This is a genomic window from Sphingomonas sp. GW821-FHT09B04 (assembly GCF_059418285.1).
The window spans coordinates 92,672-107,624 of sequence record NZ_JBWKPO010000002.1 but is presented as its reverse complement, the minus strand read 5'-3'; the positions used below and the strand labels follow the sequence as shown (position 1 = coordinate 107,624).

At 66.0% G+C, this 14,953-nt stretch carries 16 protein-coding genes; 8 read left to right on the top strand and 8 right to left on the bottom strand.

The window, feature by feature from the left end:
- Positions 1–118: 118 nt before the first annotated feature.
- Both glyS and AC07NK_RS06395 read right to left on the bottom strand, forming a co-directional pair.
- Complete coding sequence (glyS, locus tag AC07NK_RS06400; protein WP_495169752.1) at positions 119–2,413, bottom strand: glycine--tRNA ligase subunit beta; 2,295 nt, start codon at positions 2,411–2,413, stop codon at positions 119–121.
- Positions 2,410–3,318, bottom strand: coding sequence for a glycine--tRNA ligase subunit alpha (locus AC07NK_RS06395; protein WP_495169751.1), 909 nt, complete (start codon positions 3,316–3,318; stop codon positions 2,410–2,412). The genes glyS and AC07NK_RS06395 overlap by 4 nt, the downstream gene beginning before the upstream one ends.
- Before the next feature lie 288 nt (positions 3,319–3,606).
- Between AC07NK_RS06395 and AC07NK_RS06390 the strand changes: the two genes are divergently transcribed.
- The 3 genes from AC07NK_RS06390 (at position 3,607) to pth (ending at position 5,931) form a co-directional block, all read left to right on the top strand.
- Positions 3,607–4,452 carry a TraB/GumN family protein gene (locus tag AC07NK_RS06390; protein WP_495169750.1) on the top strand — a complete coding sequence of 282 codons (846 nt, stop codon included), beginning with the start codon at positions 3,607–3,609 and terminating at the stop codon, positions 4,450–4,452.
- A 112-nt stretch (positions 4,453–4,564) separates the two neighbouring features.
- Positions 4,565–5,242, top strand: a complete 678-nt coding sequence (locus AC07NK_RS06385) for a 50S ribosomal protein L25/general stress protein Ctc (protein WP_495169749.1) — start codon at positions 4,565–4,567, stop codon at positions 5,240–5,242.
- Positions 5,243–5,355: 113 nt separating this feature from the next.
- Complete coding sequence (gene pth, locus AC07NK_RS06380) at positions 5,356–5,931, top strand: aminoacyl-tRNA hydrolase (protein WP_495169748.1); 576 nt, start codon at positions 5,356–5,358, stop codon at positions 5,929–5,931.
- 85 nt (positions 5,932–6,016) lie between these two features.
- Here the strand turns inward: pth and AC07NK_RS06375 are convergent, their stop codons facing one another.
- Positions 6,017–6,985 carry a HupA family protein gene (locus tag AC07NK_RS06375; RefSeq protein ID WP_495169747.1) on the bottom strand — a complete coding sequence of 323 codons (969 nt, stop codon included), beginning with the start codon at positions 6,983–6,985 and terminating at the stop codon, positions 6,017–6,019.
- 158 nt (positions 6,986–7,143) lie between these two features.
- Entirely contained in the window at positions 7,144–7,680 is a 537-nt protein-coding gene (locus tag AC07NK_RS06370) for a hypothetical protein (RefSeq protein WP_495169746.1), read from the bottom strand.
- A 101-nt stretch (positions 7,681–7,781) separates the two neighbouring features.
- On the opposite strand from AC07NK_RS06370, the gene AC07NK_RS06365 reads away from it, so the two are divergent.
- From AC07NK_RS06365 to ychF, 3 genes are all read left to right on the top strand, one after another.
- Positions 7,782–8,381, top strand: a complete 600-nt coding sequence (locus AC07NK_RS06365) for a TIGR02466 family protein (RefSeq protein ID WP_495169745.1) — start codon at positions 7,782–7,784, stop codon at positions 8,379–8,381.
- 90 nt (positions 8,382–8,471) lie between these two features.
- Complete coding sequence (locus AC07NK_RS06360) at positions 8,472–8,990, top strand: glycine zipper 2TM domain-containing protein (RefSeq protein WP_495169744.1); 519 nt, start codon at positions 8,472–8,474, stop codon at positions 8,988–8,990.
- A gap of 120 nt (positions 8,991–9,110) precedes the next feature.
- Complete coding sequence (gene ychF, locus AC07NK_RS06355) at positions 9,111–10,211, top strand: redox-regulated ATPase YchF (RefSeq protein WP_495170342.1); 1,101 nt, start codon at positions 9,111–9,113, stop codon at positions 10,209–10,211.
- Between the two features lie 30 nt (positions 10,212–10,241).
- Here the strand turns inward: ychF and AC07NK_RS06350 are convergent, their stop codons facing one another.
- Positions 10,242–11,078 (bottom strand): oxygenase MpaB family protein, encoded by an 837-nt coding sequence (locus tag AC07NK_RS06350; protein WP_495169743.1) that lies wholly within the window; start codon positions 11,076–11,078, stop codon positions 10,242–10,244.
- 86 nt (positions 11,079–11,164) lie between these two features.
- Between AC07NK_RS06350 and AC07NK_RS06345 the strand changes: the two genes are divergently transcribed.
- Positions 11,165–12,397 (top strand): alkaline phosphatase family protein, encoded by a 1,233-nt coding sequence (locus AC07NK_RS06345; protein WP_495169742.1) that lies wholly within the window; start codon positions 11,165–11,167, stop codon positions 12,395–12,397.
- Positions 12,398–12,435: 38 nt separating this feature from the next.
- On the top strand, positions 12,436–12,882 hold the full coding sequence (locus AC07NK_RS06340) for a MaoC family dehydratase (protein WP_495169741.1): 447 nt from the start codon (positions 12,436–12,438) through the stop codon (positions 12,880–12,882).
- A 72-nt stretch (positions 12,883–12,954) separates the two neighbouring features.
- Here the strand turns inward: AC07NK_RS06340 and AC07NK_RS06335 are convergent, their stop codons facing one another.
- From AC07NK_RS06335 to AC07NK_RS06325, 3 genes are all read right to left on the bottom strand, one after another.
- Positions 12,955–13,419, bottom strand: a complete 465-nt coding sequence (locus AC07NK_RS06335) for a hypothetical protein (protein WP_495169740.1) — start codon at positions 13,417–13,419, stop codon at positions 12,955–12,957.
- A 71-nt stretch (positions 13,420–13,490) separates the two neighbouring features.
- Positions 13,491–14,030, bottom strand: coding sequence for an adenine phosphoribosyltransferase (locus AC07NK_RS06330; RefSeq protein WP_495169739.1), 540 nt, complete (start codon positions 14,028–14,030; stop codon positions 13,491–13,493).
- Positions 14,031–14,102: 72 nt separating this feature from the next.
- Positions 14,103–14,939, bottom strand: a complete 837-nt coding sequence (locus AC07NK_RS06325; RefSeq protein WP_495169738.1) for a cytochrome c1 — start codon at positions 14,937–14,939, stop codon at positions 14,103–14,105.
- Positions 14,940–14,953 lie beyond the last annotated feature (14 nt).

Sequence of the window (14,953 nt, the reverse complement as noted above, 5' to 3'; positions counted from 1 at the left end):
CAGCGCTGTCACCGAACAGATTTGCTTGTGTTGCGGAAAAATGACGCGTGGTGCAGGCGGTCCGATCGGGCCGAAACGTCCCAAAAGTCACAGTCCCACACGCGCGCGAGTCGCTTCCTTACCCCTCGATCTTGCCGAAATCGGCGACGCGATGGACGGCGTCGCGCATCCGCGCGAGCAGCGCGAGGCGGGACTCACGCTTCACGGCGTCCGAGTCGTTCACAGTCACCTTGTCAAAGAACGCATCGATCGGCGCGCGCAGCGTTGCCAATGCCGCCATCGCACCCTCGAACTCCTCCGCCTCGATCGCGGCCGCAGCCTTGGGCTCGGCACCGTCGAGAGCGGCGATGAGGGCAGCTTCCTCATTTTCGGGCGTGTAGGAAAGTTGTTTCTGAGGCGCGGCGTTCGCCCCATCCCCTTCGTCACCCCGGACTTGTTCCGGGGTCCAGCCCTCCTCCCGCGATGCCGTCGCCTGCGGCGCGGTGGATCCCGGCACAGGGCCGGGATGACGGGTGGAGTCGGCGGGGGCGTAGCCCTCTTTCTTGAGGATGTTCGCGGCACGCTTGTACCCGGCGAGCAGGTTCGCGCCGTCATCGGTGGCCATGAACGCCTGCAACGCATGCACGCGCGCGAGCAGCCGGACGAGATCGTCCTCACCCCCGAGCGCGAACACCGCGTCGATCAGGTCGTGACGGACACCGGCCTCGCGCTGCTGGACCTTGAGGCGGTCGGCGAAGAAGTCGAGGAGATCGAAAGCGAATGTTGAATGGCTCTCGTTCTGCGGAGCGAGCTTGGTGCCCTTCGGAAGACCATCTTCATAGGAACGAATTCCCGAGAGCCACAAATCTCGGAAGAAGTTGTCGCAAAGCCGATTTGCTTCGTCGGCGACGTCCAAGAGGCGAAGCCGCAAGCCATTGCTGAGGATGAGCGAAACGACAGCCAATACTGCCCGACGCAAAGCAAAGGGGTCCTTCGATCCCGTCGGGCGTTCCCGCGCTGCGAAGAACGCAAACAGGATATCCAGCTTGTCCGCCAGCGACACCGCCACCGTGACCGGCGCGGAGGGCACGTCGTCGCCCTGCCCGACCGGCTTGTAATGGTCGCGGATCGCCTCGGCGACCGCGGCGTCCTCGCCCTGCGCGGCGGCGTAATAGCCGCCCATCAGGCCCTGCAGCTCGGGAAACTCGCCGACCATGCCGGTGACGAGATCGGCCTTGGCCAGCCGCGCGGCGCGCTCGGCCTGATCGGCAAGGGTGGTAGCCCCGGCAGGACTCGAACCCCCGACGATCCCTTCTTCGACCAGCCAGCGCGCGAGCTTCGCCACCCGCTCGACCTTGTCGGCGACCGTGCCCAGCTTCTCGTGGAACACGATCTTCTCGAGCTTCTTCGCCTGCTCCTCGAGCGGCACCTTGAGGTCCGTCTCATAGAAGAAGCGCGCATCGCTCAACCGTGCCGCCAGCACCTTCTGGTTGCCCTCGACGATCTTCGCGCCGCCATCGGCCGCGTCGATATTCGCGGTGCAGACGAACGCGTTCGCCAGCTTCCCGGCCGCGTCGTTGCACACGAAATATTTCTGGTTCACGCGCGCCGTCAGCTGGATCACTTCAGGCGGCACATCGAGGAATGCTGCGTCGAAGCGGCCGAGCAAAGGCACCGGCCATTCGGTCAGGCCGGCATTCTCGATCAGCAGTCCCTCGTCCTCGATCAGCGTCAGGCCGGCCTTGTTCGCCGCCATCTTGGCGCCGAGCGCGATGGTGACGCGGCGCTCGGCCTGGTCGACCACGACATGGCAGGCGCGCAGTTTCTCGACATAGTCCGAAGCCGAGCCGATGGTGATCGCGCCCGGATGGTGGAAGCGGTGGCCGACGGTCGCCGCGCCCGAACGGACGCCCGCAACTTCGAACTCGACCACATCGTCACCGAACAGCGCGACGATGCCCTGCAGCGGGCGCACCCAGCGCAGGCTCTCGGTCGACTGCGACGCCGCGCCCCAGCGCATCGACTTGGGCCAGGGGAAAGCGCGGACGATCGCCGGAATCGCCGCCGCCAGCACCTCAGCGGTCGCCTGCCCCGGCTTGTCGATCACCGCGAACAGTGTCGCGCGGCCCTTGACGTCGCGCGTCTCGAGCGCGTCGCGCGTCAGCCCGGCCTTGCGCAGGAAGCCGTCGATCGCCGCATCTGGCGCATCGGCGGGCGGGCCCTTCAGCTCCTCGCTCACGGCCTGCGTCTGCGCGGGCAGATCGCGCGCGATCAGCGTCAGGCGGCGCGGGGTCGCATAGGTGACCAGCTCACCGGCCTTGAGACCGGCCTTGTCCAGCTCGGCGGTGAAGAGGCGCGCAAGATCCTCGCGCGCCTTGTCCTGCATGCGGGCGGGGATTTCCTCCGAGCGGAGTTCGAGCAGGAAATCGCTCACAGCGACCACTCCGGATATTTGGCGGTCCATTCGGGGGTCATGTGCGCGATCCACGCCTCGCAGCTGCCCTTCGCCAGATCGCGAACGCGGCCGATATAGGCCTGGCGCTCGGCGACCGAGATGACGCCGCGCGCCTGAAGCAGGTTGAAGAGATGGCTCGCCTCGATCGCCTGCTCATAGGCGGCGATCGGCACATTGTTGGTCAGGCAATTCTCGCACTCGGCGACCGCCTTGCGGAACGAGTCGAACAACGTCTCGGTGTCAGCGACCTCGAAGTTGTACTTCGACATCTGCTTCTCGTTCTCGAGGAAGACGTCGCCATAGGTGAAGGCCGGCTTGCCATCCTGCGCGTCGTTGAACGCCAGGTCGTACACGCTGTCCTTGTTCTGGATGTACATGGCGAGCCGCTCGAGCCCGTAGGTCAGCTCGCCCGCAACTGGCTTGCAGTCGAATCCGCCCATCTGCTGGAAATAGGTGAACTGGGTCACCTCCATCCCGTCACACCAGACTTCCCAGCCCAGCCCCCAGGCGCCGAGCGTCGGCGATTCCCAGTCGTCCTCGACGAAGCGGATATCGTGTTTGGTGAAGTCGATGCCGATCGCGGCGAGCGAGCCCAGATACAGTTCCTGCAGGTCGGGCGGGCTCGGCTTCAGGATCACCTGATACTGGTAATAATGCTGCAGCCGGTTGGGGTTCTCGCCATAGCGGCCATCCGTTGGCCGGCGGCACGGCTGGACGAACGCCGCATTCCACGGATCGGGGCCGAGCGCGCGCAGCGTCGTCGCGGTGTGGAACGTGCCCGCGCCCATGCGCATGTCATAGGGCTGAAGGATCAGGCAGCCTCGCTGGCTCCAGTATTCGTGGAGCTTGAGGATCATGCCCTGGAAGCTGAGCGGCTGGGTCATATGGCTTCGCGCTTTGGCGCAGGGGCCATGCACGGTCAACTGCGCGGTTGGACAGCGCTGCCCTCACACCGTCCGCACCGCGCCGCTCCCTCACCTCACGTCATTCCCGCGCAGGCGGGAATCCATTCTGGCTAGCGCTGCGGATCGAGCCTCAACGGCAGGAAGAATGGATTCCCGCCTTCGCGGGAATGACGAACGTTAAAACTGGAACGCGGAACGGGACTGGCCTCCACTGGTTAACGGCGCGATAGTTGACGGCCCGGCGACAGATGGGCTTGGTAGGACCAGATGCTCAGACGCACATTTCCCCTCTTCACTGCCCTCCTCCTCTCCGGTTGCTCGCTGTTCGGCACCAATGCCGATCCAGCCTTGTGGGTGGTAAAGGACGAGGACACGACGATCTACCTGTTCGGCACTGTCCATGTGCTCGAACCCGGCACGCGCTGGTTCGACGACGGCGTGCGCGAGGCGTTCGACGCGAGTGACGAGGTGGTGCTGGAGATCGCCCGGCCCGATCCCGGCGCGATCGCCGCGCTCACCGCACAGCTCGGCACCCGCGGCGGCCCGCCCTTCGCGCCCGAGGTCGACGCGGCGGCGCAGAAACTCGGCATGGCCAAAGGCGAGATCGACAAGATGGAGCCATGGCTCGCCGCGCTGACGCTCAACCAGCTTGCGGTGGGCAAGGCGGGCTATTCCTCTGACGACGGGGTCGAAGCGGCGCTGTCGAGCGCGGCCGAGGCCGCAGGCAAGCCGGTCAAGGCGCTCGAAAGCGCGCGCGGCCAGCTGATGATGTTCGACAGTCTCTCCGGCGCGGCGCAAAGCGCGATGCTCGATGCGACGGTCAAGGAACTGCCCGGCGCGGGCGAGCGGCTCAAGCGCTTCGTCAGGGCGTGGGGCGCGGGCGATGCCGAGAGCGTCGGCGCCGAGATCAACCGCGTTGCGCAGGCCTCGCCCGAGGTGGCGGAGGCGCTGGTCGCGCGCCGCAATGCGCGCTGGGCGGACTGGGTCGCGGCACGGATGGCGCAGCCCGGCACGGTGTTCGTCGCGGTCGGCGCCGGACACCTCGCGGGCAAGGGCAGCGTCCAGACGCTGCTCGGCGACAAGGGGCTGAAAGTCGAGCGGGTGGCGTACTAACCCCGCGGGGTGGACTTCCGCTCCCCTCTACCCTATAGGCGCGCGCTTCGGTCAGGGTCATCCCTGGAGGCCTGGCCGGAGATGAACCAATTAGCGCACAGGAATTCGACACATGAGCGATACGCTTACGCTGTCGGCCGAGACGCGCGACCGGGTTGGCAAGGGAGCCTCCCGTGCGCTTCGTCGTGAAGGCCGCGTACCCGCCGTTATCTACGGCAACAATCAGGATCCGCTGAGCATCCACCTTGACGAGCGTGCGCTCACCAAGGCGCTGCACACCGGCCACTTCTTCAACTCGGTCATCATGATCGAGGGCGCCGACGGCAAGCCGGTCCGCACCCTCGCCAAGGATGCCGCGCTTGACGTCGTGACCGACCGCCCGGTCCATGTCGACTTCCTGCGCATCTCCGAGCACGCCAAGGTGCACGTGAACGTGCCCGTCGTGTTCGCCGGCGAAGAAACCTCGCCCGGCCTCAAGAAGGGCGGCGTGCTCAACATCGTCCGCCACGAGCTCGAGCTGGTCTGCGACGCCGCTGAAATCCCAAGCGAGATCACCATCTCGCTGGACGGTCTCGATGTCGGCGCCTCGATCCACATCTCGAACGTGACCCTGCCCAAGGGCGTCGAGAGCGCGATCGAAGACCGCGACTTCACCATCGCGACGATCGTTGCTCCGTCGGCACTGAAGTCCGAGGAAGCCGAAGCGGCTGCTGAAGCCGAGGCCGAAACCGAAGCGCCGGCCGAAGAGGCCGCCGCCGAGGACGAGACCGAGGCGAAGGAAGGCGAGTAAGCCTTTCCCGCCCTTTCGGGTTATTCTAGAGCGCCCTCGCACTCCGGTGCGGGGGCGTTCTTCGTTATAGGCGGCTCGGGAGCGGGCCGCTCCGCCAGAACAGGATGATTTCGATGCAGCTCTGGGTCGGCCTCGGCAATCCCGGTCCGCAATATGCGATGAACCGGCACAATGTGGGCTTCATGGCCGCCGACGCGATCGCCGAAGTGCACGGCTTCACGCCGCCGGCGAAGAAGTTTCAGGGCTGGGTTCAGGAAGGGCGCATCGGTGCGCACAAGATCCTGCTGCTCAAGCCTGCGACCTATATGAACGAAAGCGGCCGTTCGATCCGCGCCGCGCTGGACTTCTACAAGCTCGGGGAAGCGGACGTCACCGTCTTCCACGACGAGCTCGACCTCGCCCCGTTCAAGGTCAAGGTGAAGCGCGGCGGCGGCGCGGCGGGGCAGAACGGTATCCGCAGCGCGATCGCCCATGTCGGCGCGGATTTCCGCCGCGTGCGCATCGGCATCGGCCATCCGGGTCACAAGGATCGCGTCACCGGCTATGTCCTCGGCAATTACGCCAAGGCGGAGATCGAGGATCTGTCCGACCTGCTCGGCGCGATCGCGGGCGAGGCCGAATGGCTCGCCAAAGGCGACGACGCGCGCTTCATGAACGACATCGCGCTGCGCCTGCACCAGGAACCTTGAAGGCGCGGCCCACCGCCGCTTCCATACCCAAAAACAAAAAGGCCGGGGTCGCCCCCGGCCTTTTCGAATTCAACCTTGGGGCAGATCAGCCCTGACGGCCGATCACCACGCCGACTGCGCGGCTGTCGGCGCCCGTGATCGCGAAGGTGATGCCGAGTTCGGTCGCCTTCGGACCATAAGCGAGGCCCTGGAAAGTGCCGCCCGCGGGGCTGCCCGGGCCGAAGCTGCCGGTGAACTGGTTGTTGCCCACCGCGATCGCACCGGTGCCGGTATAGGTGCCGTAAACCGAACCGTCCGCGCGGGTCAGGTTGAGCGTCAGATTGACCAGCCCGGTGGCATAGTTGAGCAGCACCGTCACGGTGCCGCCGAGCTTCTGAATATTGCTCGCACCCGCGCCAGGCGAGGTCACCACACGGCCGGCAACGCGGGCGATGTAGCTGGAGCTGCCCGTGCTGGGCATGTCGCTGGGCACGGTGGGATAGCCGAAGGTGCCATAGGTCACCCGCTTGGCCCCTGTCGTGCTGTCGCCGCGCCACCAGGCCGAATAGCTGACATAGGGACGCGCCAGCGCGGTATCCGTCGTCACCTGATCCTTGATGGTGTTGTTGAGCAGCTCAAGCTGCGAGAATTTCCCTGTCGCCGCATCGGCCGTGCGGAACACATATTCGACCGCAGCGGGCGTGGGGCCGGTGGTCATGTCTGCGCCCTTGAAGCGCGATTCCTCGGCATTCTCGCGCACGACTTCCTCGGTCGTCATGGTCGAGGTGATGGTGCTCTGCAGCGCGAGGCGGACGCGATTCGAGAAGGCGTCGGTGCCCGCAGTGCCCAGCGTGACCGGGCCGGCAAGATCGCCGGTGTAGCTCGTCGCCGCGCTGACCGTGAACACCTCGAGCGGCGCGGTAAGCGGCAGGGTCGAATAGCTGACCGGAGTCGGCGACGGGCTGGGCGTCGGCGTCGGGCTGGGCGTGGGGGTCGGCGTCGGGTCTTTGCCACCGCACCCGGCGACGGTCAGCGCCACGGCGGTGCTGGCGATCAGAATGGAACGGCGAATCATCCTTCGACTCCTGTTACTTGCTCAACTGCAAGGCGGTTTTCGCCTTTACCGCAGATGAACGGTCCTTGCCCGCAAGGGTTGCGTGCGTTCTCCGGTAGCGTGACGGAGACGGAAACGAAAGACCGCAATTGGTATGGTCCGCTCCGTCGCGACCGCGCTCAGCTGCCCGTTGCATCCATGATCTGGCGGAGCCGCTGGATCTTGCCCAGCCGCTCGGCGGGGCTGATCTTCGACATTGTTCCGGTGCCGAATTCGGCCGCGCTCTGCACGCAAGTGGTGACGGTGGCATAGTTTTGCGTGCGGTCGCCCTTGTCGAACACCGTCGCAGCCTGATCCTTCGCCGCCCAGTCGAGATAGGCGTCGAGATTGGCCTTCGACAGTTCGGGCTTGGGATCCGCGGCCGGGACCACCTGATCGCCCAGCTTGTCGGCGGTCATCTTGCGATAATAATCGAGGAACGGCGCCGCCCCGCCCGCGATCGAACGCGGCACCGGGCTGTCGAGCAGCTGCTGCTGCCATTTCACCGCGGCAAAGCAGCGCGTGTTGAGCGCGAGCCCATCCTCGAGCAGTTTCGCTTTCTGTTCGGCCTGCGCCGCAGCCCTGGCATCTGCCGCCGCCTTTTCCTTCGCGCCATTGTCGCCGCAAGCGGCCAGCGCCATGAATGCCAGCGGCATGAGAATAGCGATGCGCTTCATGGACTTCCTCTCCATTGGAAGCCGTGACTTTGCCGTCTGCGACCGGGGTGTCAACACGCCGCCGCTTGCGTGTCGGTCGCGCGCGTGCTGTGCGGGGCGTCATGACGATCCGCAATCTCTTCGCCACACGCTTTTCCGAAACCGCACTCAACGACGATGCGCTGCTCGCCGACCTTAGCGAAGCGTGCCGCGATCTGGCGGCGCAGGATCGTGCGGGCCAGGCCTGGTCCAAGGCGCACGGCTATCGCGGCTACACATCCTACGCCTCGCTCGACGACCTGCCGGTACGCGATCCGCGCTTTGGCGACCTCGTTCGCCATCTCAACCGCCATGCCGCGAAATTCGCGGAGGAATGCGCCTTCGATCTTGGCCGCAAGCCAAAGCTCGACAGCCTGTGGGTCAACATCCTCAAGCCCGGCGGCACCCATTCGGGGCATATCCACCCGCACAGCATTATCTCGGGCACGCTCTATGTCGAGATTCCGGCGGGCGCGGGCACGCTCAAACTCGAAGACCCCCGCCTGCCGCTGATGATGGCCGCGCCCTCGCGCCGGCCCGACGCGCCCGACGACCTGCAGACCTTCGTCTATGCGCAGCCGGCGCCCGGCACGATCTTTCTGTGGGAAAGCTGGCTGCGGCACGAAGTGGTCGCGGGCACCGCGAAGGCCGACCGCATCAGCATCAGCTTCAACTATCGCTGAATCGCATCGATCTGGCGTTTGGCCGCCCCGTTTCGGGAACCATTGCGCATGTGATACGATTAACCCTCCTACGTTTCATGGAGATTGATCATGCGCAAAGGACTGACAGCACTTCTCGCGCTGTCGCTGACCGTTCCTGCCCTCGCGGCGCCCGTCTTTGCGGGCACCGCGCATGCGCAGAGCTGGGAAGAGCGCCAGCGCGATCGGGATCGCGAATATAACGAACGCCGCGGCGACGGGCGCGACCGGAACTGGCGGGACCGCGATCGGGACCAGAACTGGCGCGACCGCGACCGGGATCGCCGGAGCAGCGACTATCGCTGGCGCGGCGACCGCAGCGACCGCCGCTGGGATCCCTATGACAATTACCGCCAGGGCAATTACCGCGAGCGGCGGATGACCCGCCAGGACCAGATCTATCGCGGTCGCGACAACCGTTATTATTGCCGTCGCAACGATGGCACCACCGGTCTGGTGGTCGGCGCAGCGCTCGGCGGCGTCCTGGGCGGCGCGATCGGCAATGGTGATCTACTCGGTGTGCTACTCGGTGGTGCCGGCGGCGCCCTCGCGGGCCGCGAGATCGACCGCGGCAACGTGCGCTGCCGCTGATCCGCGCATAGCGACAGGAACGGCCCGCCGGTCTCACGATCGGCGGGCCTTCTTGTTGGGCTGGCCTTTTTGGCCGGTCCGCCCTATCTGCGCGCCTTTCCCGAGTTACAGGACCAGATCATGGGCTTTCGCTGCGGCATCGTTGGCTTGCCGAATGTCGGCAAATCGACGCTCTTCAACGCGCTGACGGAGACTGCGGCGGCGCAGGCGGCCAACTATCCCTTCTGCACGATCGAGCCGAACGTCGGCAACGTCGCCGTGCCGGATCCGCGTCTCGATTCGCTGGCGAAGATCGCCGGCTCGGCCAAGATCATCGAGACCCAGCTCGGCTTCGTCGACATCGCCGGCCTCGTCCGCGGCGCGAGCAAGGGCGAAGGCCTCGGCAACCAGTTCCTCGGCAACATCCGCGAGGTGGACGCGATCGTCCACGTCCTGCGCTGCTTCGAGAATGACGACATCCAGCATGTCGACAACAAGGTCGATCCGATCGCCGATGCCGAGACGGTCGAAACCGAGCTGATGCTCTCCGACCTGGAGTCGCTCGAAAAGCGCGTCCCCAACCTCCAGAAGAAGGCCGCGCAGGGCGATAAGGAAGCGAAGATCGCCGCCTCGGTCCTGGGGCAAGCGCTCGACCTGCTGCGCGAGGGCAAGCCCGCACGGCTGACTCAGCCCAAGGACATCGAGGAAGAGCGTCTGTTCGCACAGGCACAGCTCATCACCGCCAAGCCGGTCCTCTATGTCTGCAACGTCAACGAGGAAGACGCCGCCAACGGCAACGCCTTTTCCGCGCGCGTGTTCGAAAAGGCCAGGGCCGAGGGCGCCGAGGCGGTGGTCGTCTCCGCCGCGATCGAAGCCGAGATCGCGACCATGCCCGCCGACGAGCGCGGCGAGTTCCTCGGCGAGCTGGGCCTTGAGGAAACCGGCCTCGCCCGCGTCATCCGCGCCGGCTACAGCCTGCTCCACCTCCTCACCTTCTTCACCGTCGGTCCCAAGGAAGCGCGCGCCTGGACCACCCATGTCGGCGCGAAGGCGCCGCAGGCGGCGGGTGAGATCCACACCGATTTCGAACGCGGCTTCATCCGCGCCGAAACCATCGCCTTCGACGACTATGTGAAGTTCAACGGCGAGGTCGGCGCGCGCGACAATGGAAAGCTGCGTTCGGAAGGCAAGGAATATGTCGTCCAGGACGGCGACGTGATGCTGTTCCGCTTCAACGTCTGAGTCTTCTCCTCTCCCGCCGGGGGAGGGAAATTACCCGAACGCCCATCTGAACGTCTTCGCGATCACCAGCGTCGATCCGCGCACCAGCGGTGTCGCGGGCGGGCGCTTGAGGCCGTGCATCGCCCGCGCCCAGTCGGGCAGCAGATCGACCGCCGCGGCGAAGATCGCGGCTTGCGCCGGCGCCATGGCAAGACTGGGTGCAGGATGCTCGAGCACGAAGCGCGCGACCTCACGGGTCCGTGAATCGACCACCAGCTGCGGCCGTATCGCCGCGATCAGTGCCTCCGCCTCCGCCTTGCTGCGCGGGATCGGATCGGTGCCGAGCGCTTCGGCGGTCCGCGCGGTTTCCGCGTAGTAGATGTCCTCCTCGGCGCGGCTGATGGGCACGCCATAGCGCTGCCATGCCGCGAGGAAGCTCCACATCTCAGTCACATGCACCCATGCCAGCAATGCGGGATCGTCGGCGCGATAGGGCGTGCCGTCGGGCAGCGTGCCCGCGACCCGCTCATGCACCTCGCGCACCTTCGCGATCGACGCCTCGGCGATGCTGCGCTCGGCATAGGTGGTTTCGGCGATGAAGCGTGCGGTGCGGCGCAGGCGGCCGAGCATGTCCTTGCGGAAGGCGCTGTGGTCCCACACCCCGGCGAGCACCGCCGGGTGCAGCATCTGCAGCAGCAGCGAAGCGACCCCGCCGACCATCATCGTGGTCACGTCGCCATGCACGCGCCAGGTGACCGATCCGCGCGGGAACAGTGCGTCGTCGCTGCGCTGGACCGGCTTCTCGCCCTTGCCCTGATCGTTGAAGGTGCGCCGCACCACCCCGATCAGGCGGGTGCGAAGTCCAGCGGCGAGATCGGGCGGAGGCATGGCACGAAACTAGGCACGACGCCACGCCACGGCAACAACGTGCGCTCCGCCTTCACCTTGTCATCCGATCCGGATAGGCCGCGCGGATGCACTGGATACGCTTCACGCTGGCCGCCACCGCCGCAATGCTGCTTCACGCCTGCACGACGCCCTCAGTTGTGCCCGAGACGCTTCCCGCCCCGGTCCGTGAGACGCGCGCGCCGGTGACGATCCTGATCGGGATCGACGGGTTCCGCGCCGGCTATCTCGACCGCGGCGTCACCCCGACCCTGTCACGGCTGGCGGCGGAGGGCGCACACGGGGCAATGCGGCCGTCCTTCCCGGTCAAGACCTTTCCCAATTTCTATACGCTCGTCACCGGACAGCGACCCGACCGCCACGGCATCGTCGCCAACCGGTTTGAGGACCCCGCGCGCGCCGGCGAACGCTTCACCCAGACTTCACCCGAGCCGTACTGGTGGGATCAGGCAGAGCCGATCTGGGTCGCCGCCGAACGCGCCGGTATCCGCAGCTCGATCCTGTTCTGGCCCGGTTCCAGCGTCGCGGTGCACGGGCTCCGTCCCTCCGACTGGCGCCCGTTCGACATGGCGGTGAGCGGGCAACAGCGGGTCGATACCGTCATCGACTGGCTCCGCCGCCCCGTGGCAACGCGGCCGCGGCTGGTGGGTGTCTATTTCGACACAATCGACAGCGCCGGGCATAAATTTGGTCCCGACGCCAGCGAGCTCGACACGCCTCTGGCCGAGATCGATGCGCTGATCGGGCAGCTGCTCCGCAAGCTCGCCGAGCTCGATCAGCCGGCCAATCTCGTCATCGTCGCCGATCACGGCATGGGTGAATCGAGTCCCGAACGCCGGATCCGGCTCGACCAGATGATGCCCGCCGACCTGTACCGGGTGGTCGAGCAAGGCCCCTATGCCGCGATCGAACCCAACCCCGGACGCGACGCGGAGCTGGCCGCGACGCTGCTCAAGCCGCATCCGCACATGCAATGCTGGCGTCGCAACGCGATTCCCGAACGGCTCCGCTACGGCACCAACCCGCGCACACCTTCCTTCCTGTGCCTGCCCGAAATGGGTTGGATGATCGCCTCCGGTCCGCCTGCTCCGGGCACCGGCAAGGGTGAGCATGGCTGGGATCCCGATGCTCCGGAAATGCGCGCACTGTTCATCGCGCATGGCCCGGCGATCGCGCGATCCGGCACCTTGCCGGTGTTCGACAATGTCGACGTCTATCCGTTGCTGCGCCGCCTCACCGGCCTCCCGCCCGCGCAAGCCATCGACGGCAAAACGGCGACGCTGGCCCAGATCGCACCATAGGCCTTGCTTCCAATCCGTTTCTGATCGAAACTGATTCCATGAAGTATTTCGAGGACCTGACGGTCGGCGACAGAGCGAGCTTCGGCTCCTATGAGGTCACGCGCGAGGAAGTGCTGGCGTTCGCGGAGAAATACGATCCGCAACCCTTCCATCTCTCCGACGAGGCCGCGGCGAAGACTCATTTCGGGCGGCTCGCGGCGAGCGGCTGGCACACCTGTGCGATGACGATGTCGATGTTCGTCGCACATATGAAGGCCAATCCCTCGGCCAGCCTCGGCGCGGGCGGGATCGACGAGCTGCGCTGGATCAAGCCGGTCTTTCCCGGAGACACGCTGCGTTGCGAGAACGAACTGCTCGAGAAGGAGGCGATGGAGAAACGCCCCGAAATGGGCCGGACGCGCGCGCGCATGACCGTCTACAACCAACATGACGAGCCGGTGATGAGCTTCATCGCCCGCGGTCTGGTCGCGCGGCGCCCCGCCTAGTTCGTCAGTCTAGTTCGGGCGCCGCCGGTCGCGGCGGTTCTCGCGTCCCAGCTCGCGCCGGTCCTGCCGATACTAGCGGTTATAGTCGCGCCGGTCGTCACGGCGTTCCTCGCGATACTGATCGCGCGTGACCCGCCCGTCACGATAGGCCTCGCGGTCGCCTCGCCGGTCACGGCGATAGTCACGGTCATCCTGCCGCCGGTCGCGCCCGAACTCACGCCAATTGTCGCGAACCTCGCGGCGATCGCCCCGCCAGCCATGGCGGCGTTGCTCCCAGTAACGGCGCTGGCTGTCGTTCCAGCGATAGGGGCGGCGATAGCTGTCGTAGACGTAATAGCCGGTGCCCGGATAATAATAGTCGCCCTGCCAGCCCCAGTACGGGCTGCCATAGCCGCCGCCATAATAGCCGTCGTCATAATAGCCGCCGCTGCCATAGCCCACCGAAACGCCCGAATAGCCATAGCCGTCGGTGCAGGCGGAAAGCCCGAGCGCCGCCGCCCCGATCAGGCCTGCGGTAAAGATACGCGGGATGGTCATGACTGCTCTCCACGGACGCGTGAAAGCGTCCTTAACCGTCCGGAAACGGTGGAGAGGGCTGCGCGGTTCCCTCAGTGGCCGTCGAAGGCGACCAGCGTAATAACGTCGATCCCCTCCGCCCGCACCGCGTCCGCGCCGCCCAGCTCGGGCAGGTCGATCACGAAGGCTGCCTGCGTGACAGTCGCTCCGGCCTTGCGCAGCAGCCGTACGGCGGCCCGCGCGGTCCCGCCGGTGGCGATCAGATCATCGATCAGCAGCACGCGCGCGCCCGGCGCAAAGGCGTCGGCATGGATCGCGATACGATCGGTGCCGTACTCCAGCGCATAGTCCTCGGCGATGGTCGCGCCGGGCAGCTTGCCGTCCTTGCGCACGAGCAGCACCCCTGCCCCCAGTGCCAGCGCGACGGGCGTAGCGAAGAGAAAGCCGCGTGCCTCGATCCCCGCGACCAGATCGACTGGCCCGTCCACCGCGTCGACGATGGCTTCCACCGCCTGCGCGAGGCCGGCGGGATCGAGCAGCAGCGTGGTGATGTCGCGAAACAGGATTCCCGGCTTGGGGAAATCGGGAATGGTGCGGATCAGCGCGGCGAGATCGTTTGCGGAATCGGTCATGGCGGCTCCCTTCAAAACGAACGGCCCGGGAATCGCTTCCCGGGCCGTCGGAAAATTGTCAGGCGGAGGACGTCAGTCCTTCACGTTCCGCCAGATCTGCTTCTTGGCGCCATAAGCGAGGAAGCAGAAGATCACGAGGAACAGGAGGGTGCCGAGGCCCCAGCTCTTACGGGTCTGCATCTTCGGCTCGGCAGTCCAGGTCAGGAATGCCGAGATGTCCTTGGCATAATTGTCGACCGTCCCTGCGGTGCCGTCCAGATAGGTCACCTGACCATCCTTGAGCGGCGGCGCCATCGCGAGGTTGAGCGTCGCGAAATAGGGGTTGTAGTGCAGCCCCTTCGGCGTCTTCGCATCCGGGAACTCCTTGAGGAGCTCTGCGGGCTGCTGGTCCTTGTAGCCGGTCAGCAGCGAGTAGATGTAGTTGCTGCCGTCGTGACGCGCCTTGGCCATCAGCGAGAGGTCCGGCGGAACCGCGTTGTTGTTCGCGGCGCGCGCAGCGACGTCGTTGGCATAGACCAGCGGGAAGCGATCCGAATTGATCCCGTCACGCGTCGCCGGCTCACCCGTTTCCGGGTTGATCGATGCGACCTGGAAGCCCTTGGCGATGGTCTTCACCTGACCTTCGCTATAGCCCAGCGCCTCGAGGTCGCGGAACGACACCAGCCGCAGCGAGTGACAGGCAGCGCACACTTCCTTGTACACCTGAAGCCCGCGCTGGAGCTGCCGGTTGTCAAACTTGCCCAACGCGCCGTTGAACGAGAAGTCGACCTTCTTCGGGTGCTCATGGAACTCGTGCTCCGCGGTCGCGACCGGGGGCTCCTTGATCCAGTTGGCGACCGTGTCCCAGATGCCGAGGAGGAGGGCGAAGACGAAGCCGACGCCGACGATAAATCCGCCAATGCGAACCATGTTATCTCAAGCCC